Origin of the sequence: Dapis brunnea BLCC-M229, from assembly GCF_050015995.1 — a bacterium.
GTDB lineage: Bacteria > Cyanobacteriota > Cyanobacteriia > Cyanobacteriales > Microcoleaceae > Trichodesmium.
Genome location: NZ_JBNHEP010000238.1, coordinates 1 through 17,897, shown reverse-complemented (window position 1 = coordinate 17,897; position 17,897 = coordinate 1). Strand labels below are relative to the sequence as shown.

The following is a 17,897-nucleotide window of genomic DNA, read 5'->3' as shown; positions in this document are numbered from 1 at the left end:
ATAGTTTTGAATAATTTCCATCGAGAGATTTTTGTCTCTGTTAGTCGGAATTTTTTTCTACTGAATTTTTCGGAGTATGAGTTTGAGCATTCAGTCGGACAAATTTCGAGTTGTGGAATTTTGAGGATTTTCACTCCCAACTATAACGTTATAGTTTTGAATAATTCTCATCCAGAGATTGGCCTCTCTTTGAATCGGAAAAATTCCAACTGTGAGTTTTAGTAAACTGTGAGTTTTAGTAAAAGGAAAGTAAATTTCCAGTTGTACAATTTTCCAAGTAGTCAAACGCAAAACTAATACGTTATAGTTTTAAGTCATTTCCATCTTGTTAATTACTTACCAAGCGGACAAAATTCTTTTTACCAACCCGTAAAACCTTACCATCAAGTTCCGCTGGGGAGTCAAAAGTCAAATTCTGATCTGAAATACGGTCATCATCCAAACGTACAGCTCCCCCAGCAATTTTCTTCCTAGCCTCAGAACTACTCTTACACAAACCACTAGCGCTAACAATATAAAACAACTTTGCTGGAAACTCCACAGAAGCTAAAGAAAATTCTGGTACTGCTCCAGTTTGACTCATATCTCCCTCAACCACCATTTTCACAGCAGTTTCTTGAGCTGACAAAGCAGTTTCCTGACTGTGATACTGAGACACAATATCCAAAGCCAAAAATTTTTGTCTTTCGCGAGGATTCTCCGGCAACCCATCAAGAGGTAAATTTGTCAATAGTTCAAAATACTTTTCTACCTGGTCATCAGGAATTTTCTCCAGCTTAGAATACATACTCAAAGGGTCTTCCGATAAACCCACATAATTTCCCAGAGACTTAGACATTTTCTGCACCCCATCAGTCCCCAACAAAATCGGCATTAACAAACCAAACTGAGTCTTCTTACCAAAATGACGTTGTAAATCTCGCCCCACCGCAATATTAAACTTTTGGTCAGTACCGCCCAATTCCACATCAGCATCCACAGCCACAGAATCATAGCCTTGCATTAGGGGATAGAGAAACTCATGGATATAGATAGGATTTTCCTGTTGATAACGAAGAGCAAAACCTTCCTTAGCCAACATCTGTCCCACGGTCATAGTTGCCAAAAGTTCTAGAATATTTGCCAAATCTAGTTTAGCCAACCATTCTGAGTTGTAGCGAATTTCTAGTCGGCCTGGGGTGTCAAAATCCAATATTGGCCGGACTTGCTCTAAATAAGTTTTGGCATTTTCCTTTACTTGCTCAGAAGTTAAATGCCGTCGGACTTCAGATTTCCCAGTCGGGTCGCCAATTCTTGCGGTAAAATCTCCTATGATTAATACTGCTGTATGTCCAGCATCTTGAAATGCTCGGAGTTTCCTAACTGGGATGCTATGGCCTAAATGGATATCAGCCCCTGTGGGGTCAATTCCCAATTTAACCCGCAAAGGATGGTCTGATTTGGTCAACCTCTGAATTAAGTTTTCATCAGGGTCTTGAGAATCTGATTGATCTGGGAAAATTTCGCTGATGCCACGATGTAGCCATGTAAATTTATCAGTCATCATTTAGTCTTATTTGATTTCAATAAAAATATAGACATTTACGGATAATTATGTTACCGTCTTGCTCTTTGAGGATAAATTATGTCTATTTTAGTTTGATCGTGTATGAATCTGGTAGGGCGACCAATAAAGACAGAAAAAATAACTCAGGAGCTGCCATGTTGAAACTGGTTGAAAAACATATAATTAGCAAGCGCCATTCTAATTATCAAGAAATCGATAGGTTATGCTTTTTATCAGAGAATTTATTTAATGCAGTTAATTATATTGTTAGACAAGAATTTATCTTTGACCGAAACTATTTAAACTCGGCCTAAACTTATCATTTAATTAAAGAGTCTGTTGACTATAAAGCAATATCTAGTAAGGTAAGTTGTCAAAGAATTAGATTAGTAGATAGGTGTTGGAGTTCGTTTTTTGCCTCCATCAAAGATTACTCAAAAAACCCTAATAAATATCTTGGCAAACCAAAATTACCAAGATACAAAGATACAGGGAATTACAGGTTGATGAGGTACAGTGGCACTAAATTTTTAAATAGTTTTTGAAGTATGTAATAAAGTTTTCATGTCTTTAATCAAATCTACTAGAATCACTGTACCACACTTACATGGAATAGGCTGTAAGTTAAAAAGTCGCTGTGTGACGATTGATACGGCTCAGGGTATTCATTATATTTGAGGCAGTTTATGAAGTTGAATCAGGAAAACCGATAGATAATAATCGAGTGGCAGCCATTGATTTAAGTTTGTCTTTCTTTAGCAACAGTTTCCTCAAATGTAAAGGAATTTCAACCATTTACAATAAATGGTAAACCTTTAAAGTCAATGAACCAATTTTATAATAAAAAGAAAGGAGAATTACAGAGTAAATTACAAAAACAAACTCAGGGTATTCATTATATTTGAGGCAGTTTATGAAGTTGAATCAGGAAAACCGATAGATAATAATCGAGTGGCAGCCATTGATTTAAGTTTGTCTTTCTTTAGCAACAGTTTCCTCAAATGTAAAGGAATTTCAACCATTTACAATAAATGGTAAACCTTTAAAGTCAATGAACCAATTTTATAATAAAAAGAAAGGAGAATTACAGAGTAAATTACAAAAACAAACTAAAAAAAGTTTTAACTCAAATAAAATCAATAAATTAACGAGAAAACATAATTTTAAGGTAGAGACATATTTACATCAAGCAAGTAGAATAATAATTAATAATCTACGAGAAAAACATATTGTAACTTTAGTAATAGCAAATAACCAAAAATGGAAACAAGAGATTAATTTAGGGAAAAGAAACAACTAAAATTTTGTGCAAATTCCTCATCATAAATTTATAGAAAAATTGAAATATAAAGCTGAATTAGTAGGCATAAAAGTAATTATCAACGAATAAATTTACACATCAAAAGCCGGCTTTCTTGATCTTGATAAGATTCCAAATTATAGTGAGGAAGTCAAACATAAATTTAGTGGTCAAAGAATAAAAAGAGGTTTACATAAATCAAAAAATTGCTTGTTAATCAATGCTGACCTCAACGGCAGTTACAATATACTACGAAAGGCAGTTGAATCATGCTTATGCGGATCGAATAGAGGGATTAGGAGTAATTCCATCCAGAATCACACCTGGAAAAGCGAGTAGATAATAGATAAATATTTGTCTATAAACTTACAAACTCTTAGTGAATTTATATAGCTTGACTTTGAAAATCATTTCAGTTGTCACTCAGCCTCCTACGGAGGAGCTTCGCTAACAATTATCAGTACCGACCGCTGAAGCCAGAGCCTTGAAATTAAGCTATGAGTTATTAACTCATTATCACATTGAAGAAGAAATTACTCTCCAAAAAAAATTAAAAGTTATCAATGAAATTGCTCATCAGCATATCAATTAACCTCAAAAATCTGAAGTCTCGCCAAGGAAGTTAAATCAAAGTGTCCACCAACGCTCTCCCAAACAAACAAACTAAAAAATCTAACTCTGAACCTTCACCAGTATTCGAGTTTGTTCAATCTGTAAGTAAAGTTACAGCAGGTACAGTATTAGGCATTACCATGCTGACTAGCTCATTAGTTGCTGGCGGATTAGTAGGTTTAGCTATCAGCTTCCGTAATCTGCCAGATGTAAGGGTGCTAAAAAATTATACACCTTCAGAAACAACTCATATATATGATATTAAAGGTAGACCCCTGGCAAGTCTCCATGACGAGGCTAACCGAGAGGTCATACCTCTAAACCAAATTTCTCCAGACTTAAAACGAGCAGTTCTAGCGATCGAGGATAGTAACTTCTACAATCACCACGGCATTTATCCCATTGGAATTATGCGTGCTTTTGTGGCCAACTTGGAGCGGGGTAGAACTGTTGAAGGTGGTTCGACTGTGACTATGCAGTTGGTGAAAAATTTGTTTTTATCTCCAACAGCCAAACTTAGTCGGAAAGTAGCTGAAGCGGTTTTGGCAATTAGAATGGAACAAATTCTGGCCAAAAATGAGGTTTTAGAATTATACCTCAACCAAATTTACTGGGGTCATAATCTATATGGAGTTGAAACTGCATCTAAAAGCTATTTTAATAAGTCTTCTAAGGATTTAACTTTGGCCGAAGCTGCCTTGATGGCAGGTATGATTCCTGCACCAGAACAATATAGCCCTTTTATTAATTACCAAAAGTCTAAGCAACGTCAGGCAACTGTTCTAGCGAGGATGCGAGAACTAAATTGGATTACTGCTGAGGAGGAAGCAGAGGCTCTCAAACAACCATTGTTAGTGGGTAAAGTGACGTCTTTTCGTGAAAGTAAACTTCCTTATATTACTAATGCAGTTATTCAGGAGTTAACTGAAAGGTTTGGTAAAGATGCTGTTCTTAAGGGAGGAATGCGGATACAAACTACTATTGATATGAACTTCCAACGGATGGCAGAGAGAACTGTGACTGAATGGCATCAAATATTATATTACCGTGGGCTTTATCGGAGTTGGGACAAAGGTCAATTAGCATTGGTGGCTGTTGACCCACGCACCCACTTTGTTAAGGCAATGGTTGGTGGGGCAGATTTTAAGAATAGTCAATATAATCGTGCTGTTCAAGCTCGCAGGCAACCTGGTTCTTCGTTTAAACCTTTTGTTTACTATACTGCTTTTGCTTCGGGTAGATTTTCGCCATATTCGATAGTGATGGATACTCGTGTTAGTTATCGAGATGGTGATGGTTACTACTCCCCTCGAAATTATGGGGGTGGATATTCTGGGGCAGTTAGTATTCGTAAGGCTTTACAGTCTTCTCTGAATATACCTGCTGTTAAAATTGGTCAGTCTGTCGGACTTAATAAAGTAATTGAGGTTTGTCGGATTTTGGGAATTAAAAGTCCGATGGAACCTGTGATTTCTTTACCACTGGGTTCTGTTGATTTGACACCTCTGGAGATGGCGGGTGCTTATGCGACTTTTGCTAATAATGGTTGGCATTCTGATACGACGTTTATTGTCCAGGTGACAGATACTAGTGGAAATGTGTTGTTGGACAATACTCCTAAACCTAAATTGGTTCTGAATCAGTGGGCTGTAGCATCACTTAATAGTGTATTAGTGGGGGTAATTGAACGAGGTACTGCTACTAGGGCTAAAATGAGTCGTCAAGCTGCTGGAAAAACTGGTACGACTTCTTCGGAAAGGGATGTTTGGTTTGTTGGCTATACTCCTCAGTTGTCAACTGCTGTTTGGGTAGGTAATGATGATTACCGACCACTAAACTATGGAGCTACTGGGGGAACTACTGTTGCACCTATCTGGCGTGATTTTATGAACCAAGCTATGAGGGGTATGCGTAAAGAGTATTTTCCTCCAGCATATAAGTTTGAGAGGCCCTAGTTTTTTATTGGTATTTAAACATTTTTAGGTCAAAAAATGGCTGAAAGTCACTATATATAAGGGAATTACGTCAAGGCAATAAAAATGTCTAGAACCCTTGGTAATTAAGGATTTATGCCTTTTTGAGGTAAAAACCTTTGCCTGTCTATATTTGAGCCTATTTTTTACTTCTATTTTGTGTAAGTCCCATTATGTAGAGCTATTTTATGCCAGTTTCAAAAAATATTGCTAAATTAACAATTTTTTGGTGTTAGGTAGGGAAAGTTTGGGAGATGGAGTATGCTGAATAAATTTGAAACTTTGATAGTCGGGCTTTTGAGAAATATTAAAGGTTCAAAAAGTTCAATAAATAGGATTTCATACTATCACTCACTAATGCACTTAGGAGTCGTGTAAGAATAACCATTACAGTTTTTTTGATGGAAGCTAGATTTCACAATCGATTTCAGATAAAATTTGTAGAACTTATTTTTACCGAAAAATTAAGGTTTAAAGCCTCTTCTTTAAAGGAGAAACAAGAAAAATTTTTCCTTTGAGTCAATCCTCTTCTTTTCAAGGAGAGGTAATAATTAATAATTAATTATTAATTATTGAAATTATGCCTCAGTAATGTGGTTGAAGTAGCAAAAATTTTTCCCTGTTCCCTCTCCTCACACTTACTAAATTTTCAGTAAACCCTAAATAACTAAATAAACAGTATGGCTGGAAGAAAACTGCTTCTTTCTCAAGATTCAATCAAGAAAGTAAGCAGCTTTCTTCCCAACTTCTTTGTATGGTTTGCCCAGCATATTAAATTGCGATTAATCAGCGGTTATTCATCTTGATTAAATCAGGACTGCTTTTCCAGTTCTGATTTCATTCTTTCTAAAGTTATATGCATTTGATCGAACATTTGTTGAGGAGTAATACCGAATTGATTTAACTGAGTTTTGAGTTGTTCCATGGTCATTTGAGCCATGAAATCTTCCGATAACTCAAATCGCTTCATAAAAATACGGTATCTATCCATCATAGCTTCCATTTGATTGATATACATCTTTTTCCCTTCTCGGTCAAATTTGCCATAATTACTTCCTAGCATAATCAAAGATTGATAATCCTCAAATAATTTTTTTGCTTCTTGTTGAACTACTTCTGAATCAAAGAATCCCATAGCTTTCCTTTTTTAAAACTCTAATATTAGATTAACTAAACTTTTACAGGTTGGAAACCTATAAAACGACAATTATGATATCAATCTGATATCTGTTAATTGGGCAGTACCATTAATTACTTAAGTATAACATTAATTGCGTCTTAGATATTGAGTAAGAATAGTGTGGAAATACCTATATTTTAGTTCGTCAAACCAGAAATTTTATTTATAGTAATGTAAGTATTTCCCAGGAAATGCTTATATAGTAATTATCAGGTTATATATCACGTTACTTCCTTTTTTTCTTTTCCTTATTTGACATAGTGACTATATTCTTAACTTATCAGAATAATTTATTACCGAAAAATTAAGCTATAAAGCCTCTCCATTCATGGATAAAAAAGAAAAAAAAATCCTTTTAGCAAATCCTATTCTTTATTAAGAAGAGGTAATAATTATTAATTATCAAAATAGAATTCAGGAGTCAGGAGCCAGAATTCAGAATTGAATTCTGTGCAACTGGCGGATGAATAAACGGGTTTAATACCAATTACTAAAAGTAATGCTACGCTTCAGCTATACTTCAAAAGTTAAATATTTACCAAGATTGAAAGCCTGTTAAAGACAATTATTAATCGGTTAATATTGATTGTTCGTACTTTTACTCATCCACCACCCCCCACACAGACGACACTCCTCCACCCAATTAGATATAGCATTATTTTTGAGAAATGGTATAAGACCCCCACTAAATCGAAGATTTAGTGGTCTTCAATTAGTGGTGGGTCTGAATCCCCCACTAATTGATTCTGACTCCTGAATTCTGACTTCTGAATTCTTCTTCAATAATTATTAATTATTAATTATTAATTGTTAATTATTAATTATTGAATAGCTTCTCTTTCTAACAACAAAGTTACTGGACCATCATTCTCAATTTCAACTTGCATCATTGCTCCAAAAATACCAGTTTCTACCTTTAAACCACTCAATTTTAATTGCTCTACAAATAGCTGATAAAGTTGTTTAGCAACATCAGGAGATGCAGAATTATCAAAAGATGGGCGACGACCTTTACGACAGTCTCCATAGAGAGTAAATTGACTAACTATTAACAATTCACCATCTATATCTTTCACAGATTTTTCCCAACGGTTATTATTACTATCTGGGTCAGGAAATAAACGCATATCTAGACATTTACGCACCATCCAATCTATTTCTGCTTCTGTATCAGTTGTGGCAATACCAACAAGTAAATTTAATCCTTTGCCAATTTTACCGACAATTTCTCCATTTACTTTTACCTGAGAAAAATTAACTCTTTGGATAACAACTCGCATAATTTATTTAAGTAAAAAGTGAAAAGTTAAAAAACGTTTTTTTTTGTAATTTTCAAATAGTTTTGATAAATTATTTAAAGGAAAATATTTTGATATTCAATATCAGAATATGATATATAAATCTTATTTTATTTGTGAGATATTGTAGACTTTTAGAGAACAGTTAACTGGGAAAGAGGAAGAAATAAAAAATACATCTTATGTATAAGATAACTGCTATCTTAATAGAGTTTTAGGGAACAATCAAATTATCACATATGATTCCTAATTCCTATAATTTATATATGTCTGTTTGAATAGTTATAAGTAATATCAAATCCGTTTAGTTTGCAGTTGGGATATTCTAGTATCAGTATTGGCAAAAACTCCATGTTTGGTAGGTTTTTGGTGACCAAACCCCTATGATATTGAACTGTAACGATACTAGCTGATTTGATATAAATGATGATAGGGAGCAGGGAATAGGAAGAAGAAATCAACTCAAGGAGAATAGGGAAGAGAAAATTTTTTTGAATGCTAATTATCCGGAAATAATATTAGTTATAGATAAAATACTTTGCTGAAGAGGTTCCATGAAAACTCCCTACTCTCTGTACTTTTCCCTATTATTTCCTATTTACTATTTATCAAAAAAATATCAAGTATTTTCCACTTAGGAGAAAAAGATTGGATATATTTTAATTTATCCTTTACTCCCTACTACTTAATCTCTACTCCCTTGCAATCTTAATAATAAGGATTGAACCGAAAATGATAGAATACCATGGATTCAAAAATAATGTTATACCAATTCTCAAAAATTTTGCTGTACTTGGAAATTTTATTTCTAAATACTATTTATTGAGGTGATATAAGTCTTTAATAATATTTGTTATTTTGATGGTTATTTTAGCAATTTATAAGTATAGCATGACTTTTGATAAATGGTATTATAGGGTTTCTCAAGTTACTGAGGTACAGTTGTTTTTCTTCTTTGCTATTCCCACCGAACCCGAATTACTAATACCTAATACCTACTCCTGTTGTATGGAACCTCCCTACCTACTCTCTAAAACCAACGAATTTTGTACATTACCAGCATGGGAATTGCTATACAAATAGTCTAGGCAAGGAAGAAAGAACAACCAAGAATAAAGAATAAGGAAAGGAAAAACCCGGAAAGATAATAAGTTTTATCTCTAAATCAAAGCAAAAATTTTCGACAAATAAAAAGGTAATATCATAAGTTTTATACTTGTACTAAATATTTATTAAAACTGTCAAGTATCAAAAGTATTGCTATACTTAAAAGTCAAAAAAAATCAGCTTAAAAAGAAGTATAAATAGGATCTCAGTCAAACAAATAATATTTAGAAATATAAAATCCAAGTATAGCAAAATTTATAATAATTGGTATAACTTCTGGCTTCACTATTGATAATCTTCAGTGTTCAGCACTCAGCTTTCAAATATTTGCTAATTGCTGAGTGCTGATTGATAAATTTATTACCTTATTCCTGCTTAAGTTTTCCTTATTTATTAGTTTTTAGGAGATAACACAGTCTTCTAATTGCGATCGCAACTTCTCATGGTCTAAGTTTTGACCAATCAAAACCAACTGATTTTTATGACTACCTTTCCACTCATCGTCATTAATACTAAACCGCTTGCCACTTAAGTGGAATATATGTCGTAGAGAGCTTTCTTCAAACCATAAAATACCCTTAGCTCGGAAGACATTTGCAGGTAATTTATTATCCAAAAAATCTTGGAATTTCTTAAGAGAAAGAGGCTTATCGGTTTGAAAAGAAATAGAAGTAAATCCATCATTTTCTAAGTGGTCAGAATGATGGTGATGATGGTCATGGTCATGGTCGTGATGGTGATGATGTTCATGGTCATGGTCATGGTCGTGATGGTGATGATGTTCATGGTCATGTTCATGGTCATGGTCATGGCTATGAGCTTCTATTTCTTCAAAATACTTATCTGACTCGAACAAACCTACACTCAAAATTAACGGTAAAGCTACTTGCGATTGCCTAGTTTTAATAATTCTAGCATCCTTTTTAATATCCCTAATTTTCACGTCTAATAAATCTAAATCAGCTTCATTTACCAAGTCAGTTTTATTCAACAAAATAATATCACCATAGACAATTTGACTATATGCTGCTTGACTATTAAATAAATCGAGACTATAGTTAGCAGCATCTACCAAAGTAATAATTGAATCTAGGCGAGTCATATCTCGTAACTCAGTTCCTAAAAAAGTTAAAGCTACTGGCAACGGGTCAGCTAAACCAGTAGTTTCTACCACCATATAATCTATTTTATCTGGTCTTTCTAAAACTTGATAAACTGCATTTACCAAATCATCATTAATAGTACAGCAAACACAACCATTACTAAGTTCCACCATTGTGTCATCTCCATCAGTAGAAACAATTAACTCATTATCAATCCCAATTTCTCCAAATTCATTTACCAAAACAGCAGTTTTTACACCCTCTTGATTTTGCAATATATGGTTAAGTAAAGTAGTTTTACCACTCCCCAGAAAACCCGAAATTATTGTTACTGGTAAACCATGTTTTGGTATATCCATATTTGAGGTATATAATTGAGTAGTTGTTGATTGCATAGTCTTCCTCTCAAATTAGGTTAATCTTGATTGTTGATTGGTATTAATGACAAAAAAAGTAGTCATTTCAGTTATAACTACTGACCGCTGAAGCCGGATAATTGAAATACTGAGGTTGATTTTTTTAATCCTCTTATAGCAGTTTTCATTAACATAGAATACAGAGATTTTTGTTTAAAGGCAGAAGGCAGAGGTTCATTTGGTAAAAGTTTTGTAGTCTACCTTTGTGAAAAGCGCTATAAAAGCGGAGACTTGATACCTTATTTTTTTGTCATGTTACCTTTCAATTAAACTTGAAGCTGTCCTACAGAATATAGATAAACAGAGATATTTGCTTTCTAGCTAGGCCAGTAGGATTATTATAGTAGGAACTTCTATACTTCCAAAGGAAGAAAAAGCTAAATTAATCAATAGGTGGGTAAAATTGTTCGTAACTCTCCACACTTCTACACCCAATCAGATTTAGCAAAATTTTTGATATTTGGTATTATAATTAATACTTAATTAAAGAAACTTGGTTCCTATAATAAATCCTTGGTTTGAATAATAGAAAATCTCCATAAAATAGGAACTAGGGAGCAGACAGTAGGGAATAAGAAGAAAGAATTGATGATTTATATGAGATAATTAATTTTATTTTTTATTATTGCAGATGTCTAATAGACATCTGGGAAAAACTTATGTTTTGTAAGCATTCAGCCGTCAGCTAGCCTCTTGCATCCTGCGGAGGAGCTGCACTAACATAGGAGCTGCCTCTTGGATTAGTCTCCAAGAAGAATAAAAAGTCTGACACGAAAAAGGTATCAGCTAAACTTAGTAGGTTATTACTTTCATGCATCTTTTGGCGCAGCATGAACCAGGAAAAGCTGAGAGCTGACTGGTAATAGCTGAATGCTTACCTTGGTTTTTGGGTTTGCGTGGGCAAGTCCTGAGTATTTTGAATTAGCCAGAGGATGAACATTTTAAAGAATTATTGGGTCAAAGGTTGGCCTACTGAGCTTCAAAGATGGTATAAGCAAATCTAATAATCGATCTACCACCTGCTTCCAAGTAAAATTTTGGACTATCCATAGAGGGCCAGCTTTGCGGGCCTGTTCCCTAAATAAAGTATTTTCAATTATTGTTTGCATTAACTCAACTAGATGGTCTTGTTCTGGCAGAACAAACCGGAGGATTTCTCCATCTTTGGTATGACTAGTCTGGAGTTGACTATCAATTGCTAAGGCAAAGTTGGGGTTAGTAAAATCATCTGTGGGGCCACCTCTTGTACATATTACTGGTAAACCGCAACCCGCTGCTTCTAATACTGGCAAATTAAATCCTTCTGCTAAATAGGGAGATACATAAGCATCAGCAACTTGATAAAGTTGGGCCAGTTCTAGAAATGAAAGAGTTTTACCAACATAGATGATTTTAGGTTGTATTCTTTCCATTTCTGCATCAGTAAGTGCAACTTTGCCAGCTTTGGCAATAGAATCTTTAGAAGGGAAAATAGCGTCCCTACCTTTAAGGATAAGTTTGGTATCTGGATAATGCTCAACAATAGTAGCAAATGCTTTGAGTAAACGCCCCACTCCTTGACTGCTGTTGCACATCACCCCAACGTTGAGAAAGACAAAACAATTATCAATGCCCAATTTTTGGCGCAGAGTATTTCTCTCATCTATTGGTAAAGGATGATAAATATTTGGGTTAACACCCAGAGGTACAACCGCAACCCGACTTTCCTCAGCGCCACTACGAATAAACCCCTCTTTTGACCAGTGAGACGGAGTAATAATAATAGTATCTGATTGAGCATGAGCTTCTGCAAAGGAGTTTACACCCATTCCTTTGATAATAGATTTGGTGACGATTCCCCACTCAGTACAACCAAAAATTGCTGTGCGGTTGCTTGTTGAGGAATTGAGATTAAACGGAGCATACATCCGTAATGTGGCATCTGCTGCTTGTTGTGGTGATCGGTTGGGGATGTTGCGTAATGCTGTTTCTGAATTTTGGGGAAATAAACCTGTGACGGGTTGCCAACTTTTGCTAATGTAAGGCATATCCTGATGGTAAATTTTTAGTTGGGGTCGCTTGAGCATTTCTAGCAGTTGGAATTGATTGACGATCGCGTAGGAGTGGGGTAAAAAACGCCAACCTTCAATAATTATGTGCAATGGATTATTACTCCTAAATCTTTGGGTGTTTTGGTAATTACGTAGGAAAAATAATGGTGCAAATAGAGCTAAAGCAAGTATACCAATTCACTTTAAAGATGTCACAAATAATTTTAAACTTTAAATGTCAAATAATTGCCTCAAACCTTGATATTGTCAAAGTTTTTAGCCTATCCAATCTAACTTCTGAATTCTGAATTCTGAATTCTGTGAAATGGTATAATATTATTTCCGGTAGCATCCGTATTATATATTGTCAGGTCTGAAGAAGGAAGAGGTAAGAAGATTTGAAAGAAGGAAAAACTGACGTCTTGGTAGATATTTCCCAACCGTTTATAGGCTCCGATACTAAAGGACATGATATACATTTTACTAGATTCTTAGCTCTCCTACCTTCTTTTCAAAGTTAACTTTATTTATGACAAGCTTAGTAATAGTTGAGATTTTTGAGATTTTTATTCTCTGGTTTTTTTTTCAATACAAGCGGCAATAAAATCGTAATTACACTGTAGACAATTTTTATCGCTATTGCTTTCAGAAAAATGTTAATATAATTAATAATCATGCTATAAAAGTTCTATTTTATTTGTCATTTTTTTCTGGGTGCGGGTACTAGATTTAGATAGTGTACTTTAATTGGTTAACTTTGTCATAAGTTATCCCCAACTTGCTGTTAATTTAGGTTGGTTATGCTCCAGATAAATCTAGATATATTTGTGATAGGTCATTTAGGATTTTTAGAAAAAGTTATCAATTTTAGTTAATCAAGAACTGTAGAGGAGTTTCCATGAATCAGAAAAAAGAATACACAATTATGATTGTGGACGATCAAAAACTGAATCTTAAACTCATGTCAAATTTATTAAAAATATCTGGCTTTAATGTCATAGTAGCAGAGAATGGAGAAATGGCGCTTGAAAAGCTAAAAAACGAATTACCAGATTTGATTTTATTAGATGTACTAATGCCGAAAATGAATGGTTTTGAAACTTGTAGTTGTTTGCAATCTTCAGAAAAAACTAAAAATATTCCAGTTATTTTTATGACTTCTATTTCTGAATCTCAGGAGAAAGTCAGAGGTCTAAAATTGGGAGCAGTAGACTATATTATTAAACCTTTTAAGGAAGAAGAACTTTTAGCGAGAATTAATATACATATACGCTTAAAAGAGGAGATTCAAGAACGGACTAAAGCAGAAATTGAATTGCAAAAAGCCAAGGTTGAATTAGAAGAAAGGGTAAAGGAAAGAACTGCCGAACTTTCTCAATCTCTAGCCGAGCTACAAGAGACTCAAATCCAACTGATTAAAAGTGAGCAAATGTCTAGTATTGGTGAATTAATTACTGGTATTGCCCATGAGCTTAATAATCCAGTTAGTATAGTTGTTGGAAATATTACTTTGGCTGAAACATATCTCCAAACAATTATTAATCACATCAAACTATATCAAAAGCAATTTCCTCACCCTGGTTTAACAATTGAAACAGATGCGGAAAAAATGGATATAGATTTTCTGATCGAAGAACTACCTAAAATGTTATCTTCTATCAAATTAGCTAGTGATCGAATTAGGGAAACCAGTGTATCATTGCGGAGTTTTGCTAGGGCAGATAGTATGTCTAAAGTACCTTTTGATATTAATGATGCTATGGAAAGTAACCTGAAAATTTTACAGCATAGATTGAAAGCTAATAATCAGCGTCCAGAGATTGAAATTGTCAAAAATTATGGATATTTACCTAAGATTAATTGTTATCCTCATGCTTTAAATCAAGTGTTTATCAATTTGTTAGTAAATGCTATTGACTCTTTGGAAGAATATAATTATAAAAAAAATCGAACTTATCACGAAATTTTGCAAAATCCTAATCGAATTAGTATTACTACTTCAGTTATTCAATCCGATGAAGTAGAAATTATCATAGCTGATAATGGACTGGGAATGCTAGCACATCTAAAAGATAAACTTTCTGAAGCTTTTGAAGGTCTCAAACCTAGTAATAAAAGAAATAGTCTAGGCTTGTCTATTAATCACTTAATTGTAGTAGAAAAGCATAGGGGAAGGTTAGAATGCAATTCTCTTCCTAAACAAGGAACAGAGTTTGTTATTAAGTTGCCAATTTAAAGCAGAAAAACCATCATCAATAATTTCATAATTATTTTTAGTATCTAGTTTTAATTCAGATAAATAGACTGTTAATCCCTTAGTATAAGGATAAAATTGAGGATTTATTCCTACTTATAATTAATCGTTATATTTGACTATCTGATTCTTAATACTATGATTATAAATTTTTATTTGACTATTAAACATATCTATAAAAACAGGCGATAAATAATAGATATAGTTAGCTTTTACTACCACAAAATCTCTTTATTATATCTAAAATTTAAAGCTTTATTTGTTGTCTAATTCTTTGTTTTTATTTGTATTAAACCAGTTTGATAAATGTTTGCTACAAATACTTATAATACCATTTTTAAAAAAGAATCCTACAAAAATTTACATCTCGATCGTAGATGTTTAAAAATAGCTTTTCCAATTCATTTTATAAATTTTTTCTATCATTTTCCTCTTTTTTTTCACCATTTACTCATTCTTCATTCTTCCCTCTTCAGTAGGGACGTTACATGCAACTTATGTACCATTAGTAATAAACATTTATCAAATTGGCATAAGTCAGGATTTAGGAAAAATAATCTCTCAATATTTTTTAGTAGGGTAAGACTTTCTTTGTAGTCAAACAGACATCATGCTTAAAGTATTTCCATTTTATTATTTGTAACATTCTGTTTTCAAGCTTGCTATGAATAGGGAACAGGGAACAGGAAACTATCAAATTATTACCAATAATTTAGGACTGCTATATTCTTATGTTAAACTTAAATAATAAATTCCTGAAAATCAGAAAATAAAATGTATGATCTAACTCAATTTAGTCTCAGAGATATGTCAGAATGTGGGCTAATTTTACGTCATATCGGCAAAAATACTAATAGTACAGAAGAGGTAAGTAACAGAGTTATTAAGTATTTTTACGAGAATTTAGTTAGTAAAAATACTCAGGAAAAATCCTGTGTGTTAATCCGTATGTTTCAAACTATTCCATATGAAAAACTAACTTCTGAACTGCAAGAATATGCTTGTAAAATATTAAATAATCAACCAGTAAATCCTAATCTAAAATGCTTAACTTTACTGGCTACTGCCGGAGAAAAATCAGAATGGAACTTACGACAAAAATCATCTGGACATAAAGCAATTCCCTTAGCAAATAAAGAAGCGATCGCTAAAATTCCGATGATATCAAGGCTAATCCAACAATTAGGATTAGATCCTGGTCAAGTGTTAGAAGCAGACCCAAATTTATTGGCTGACTTAGAACAAAAAATGTACAATGTCTTCTATGTAGCTGATGCTTTAGGTAGCCCTTATATTCCAGCGCAAGAATCATTTGTAATTCCTTTTAATATTAAATCTGTAATCGGATTTGGAGGTTTATTACCTTCAGGAAATATGTTTGTAGTTTTAATGTTTTTGCGAGTTAAAGTACCAAGAGAAACAATTGATTTATTAAAACCATTAGCATTAGCTGTAAAAATGACTCTTTTGCCCTTTGAACAAAGTCAAATTTTTTCCGATTGCCAAACTGAAAAAATTAGTCATAAGGAAGAAAGAAATAAAGATAAAATTATTGAACAGCTTCAATCAGAAAATGCTGCATTAAATCATTTATTAGATGTATCAGAGAAATCCACATTAATTCAATCTGAACGTTTAGAAAAAGCCCTCGCCGAACAGCAAACAACCCTAGAAAAACTTCAAACGACTCATGCTCAATTACTGCACACAGAAAAAATGTCTAGCTTAGGACAAATGGTAGCTGGTGTCGCCCATGAAATTAACAACCCTATTCACTTTATTCATGGAAATATTACTCCAGCTCAAGAGTATATTCAAGACATACTAGAATTGCTAGAAATATATCACCAGCAATATCCTCATCCTACAGCAGAAATTCAAAATAAAATAGCAGAAATTGACCTTGATTTTGTCAAGAAAGACCTTGATGGAATTATTGGCTCCATGAAGATAGGAACAGAAAGGATTTATCAAATAGTTAAGTCAATGCGTAATTTTTCTCGGTTTGAAAAACCAGAAATTAAACCAGTTGATATCCATGAAGCAATTGATAGTACGTTGATGCTTTTAGATAACCGTATTCAAGCCAAAACTTCTTCTCCAAAAATCAAAATTATTAAAGAATATCAAGAATTACCATTAGTAGATTTTTGTGCTGGTCAACTGCACCAAGTATTAATGAACATTTTGAGTAATGCTATTGACTCGCTGGATGAATCTAAGAATCAACCCACACCAATAAAAGTTAGGAAAAATCCGAATAAAATTAAAATTTGTACTAAAGTTTTAAATAAGGAGTGGGTGGTAATTTCTATTGCAGATAATGGTTTTGGTATGACTGAAGAGGTTAAGAAAAAACTATTCGATTCCTTCTTTACAACTAAATCTTCAGATAAAGGAACTGGGTTAGGGCTATCCATTAGTTATCAAATTGTTGTGGAAAAACATGGCGGAAAGTTATTATGTAATTCTCAGCTTGGAAAGGGAGCAGAATTCATTATTCAGATTCCTATTAGACAGAAAGTTTTTCAAATAGCATAGTAGATAACTAATTTTGTCAGCATTGAGCCTTCAGCTATTATTAGATAATCTTCTTCATTAATTACTTAGTCCAGGATTATTATATTAAATACGTTAATGTTTGCTACCAAAAGACATCTGGTGATAATCAAAAATCCAATCAATTCCATACGCAAAAATTATCAATTCTTTCCCCCTACTCCCTACTTCCTACTCCCTCTTTTCTGGAGAGGTCTAAAGATTGATAGGGAGATTGGAAAATTCGTAACTAGCACAATTTTTTCTATTTCATATTACCAAAGAAAAGCTGTTTGCGTAGCATTCCGTAGGAAAGGTGATCTACCTGAATGTTTACCGAAAAATTAATGTATAAAGCCTCTCCTTAGTCCAGGATTATTATATTAAATACGTTAATGTTTGCTACCAAAAGACATCTGGTGATAATCAAAAATCCAATCAATTCCATACGCAAAAATTATCAATTCTTTCCCCCTACTCCCTACTTCCTACTCCCTCTTTTCTGGAGAGGTCTAAAGATTGATAGGGAGATTGGAAAAT

Annotated in this window: 9 protein-coding genes and 1 pseudogene; 5 read left to right on the top strand and 5 right to left on the bottom strand. The window is 33.5% G+C overall.

The annotated features are described in order from the left end of the window. The coding region (locus ACP6PM_RS27540) for a hypothetical protein (protein WP_426590085.1) at positions 1-222 on the top strand (222 nt) is incomplete at its 5' end. A 106-nt stretch (positions 223-328) separates the two neighbouring features. Here ACP6PM_RS27540 and tyrS read toward each other — a convergent pair. Next, the gene (gene tyrS / locus ACP6PM_RS27535; RefSeq protein ID WP_426590084.1) at positions 329-1,546 is read right to left on the bottom strand and encodes a tyrosine--tRNA ligase; all 1,218 of its coding nucleotides are present in this window, start codon (positions 1,544-1,546) and stop codon (positions 329-331) included. 994 nt (positions 1,547-2,540) lie between these two features. Between tyrS and ACP6PM_RS27530 the strand changes: the two are divergent. Continuing rightward, a pseudogene (locus tag ACP6PM_RS27530) lies at positions 2,541-2,846 on the top strand (transposase); the annotation flags it as partial. Positions 2,847-3,478: 632 nt separating this feature from the next. Then, positions 3,479-5,413 carry a transglycosylase domain-containing protein gene (locus tag ACP6PM_RS27525; RefSeq protein ID WP_426590083.1) on the top strand — a complete coding sequence of 645 codons (1,935 nt, stop codon included), beginning with the start codon at positions 3,479-3,481 and terminating at the stop codon, positions 5,411-5,413. An 829-nt stretch (positions 5,414-6,242) separates the two neighbouring features. Here ACP6PM_RS27525 and ACP6PM_RS27520 read toward each other — a convergent pair. From ACP6PM_RS27520 to ACP6PM_RS27505, 4 genes are all read right to left on the bottom strand, one after another. Further along, positions 6,243-6,566: a DUF1825 family protein gene (locus ACP6PM_RS27520; protein ID WP_426590082.1), complete on the bottom strand. Its 324-nt coding sequence runs from the start codon at positions 6,564-6,566 to the stop codon at positions 6,243-6,245. Positions 6,567-7,432: 866 nt separating this feature from the next. Continuing rightward, positions 7,433-7,891, bottom strand: coding sequence for a D-aminoacyl-tRNA deacylase (gene dtd, locus ACP6PM_RS27515; protein WP_426590081.1), 459 nt, complete (start codon positions 7,889-7,891; stop codon positions 7,433-7,435). Between the two features lie 1,525 nt (positions 7,892-9,416). Continuing rightward, positions 9,417-10,514 (bottom strand): CobW family GTP-binding protein, encoded by a 1,098-nt coding sequence (locus ACP6PM_RS27510; RefSeq protein ID WP_426590080.1) that lies wholly within the window; start codon positions 10,512-10,514, stop codon positions 9,417-9,419. A gap of 962 nt (positions 10,515-11,476) precedes the next feature. Next, a complete protein-coding gene (locus ACP6PM_RS27505) occupies positions 11,477-12,676 on the bottom strand; it encodes a glycosyltransferase (RefSeq protein WP_426590079.1) in 1,200 nt (399 codons plus the stop codon). Between the two features lie 787 nt (positions 12,677-13,463). On the opposite strand from ACP6PM_RS27505, the gene ACP6PM_RS27500 reads away from it, so the two are divergent. Further along, entirely contained in the window at positions 13,464-14,801 is a 1,338-nt protein-coding gene (locus ACP6PM_RS27500; protein WP_426590078.1) for a response regulator, read from the top strand. A gap of 792 nt (positions 14,802-15,593) precedes the next feature. Next, complete coding sequence (locus ACP6PM_RS27495) at positions 15,594-17,360, top strand: sensor histidine kinase (RefSeq protein WP_426590077.1); 1,767 nt, start codon at positions 15,594-15,596, stop codon at positions 17,358-17,360. Positions 17,361-17,897: the final 537 nt, after the last annotated feature.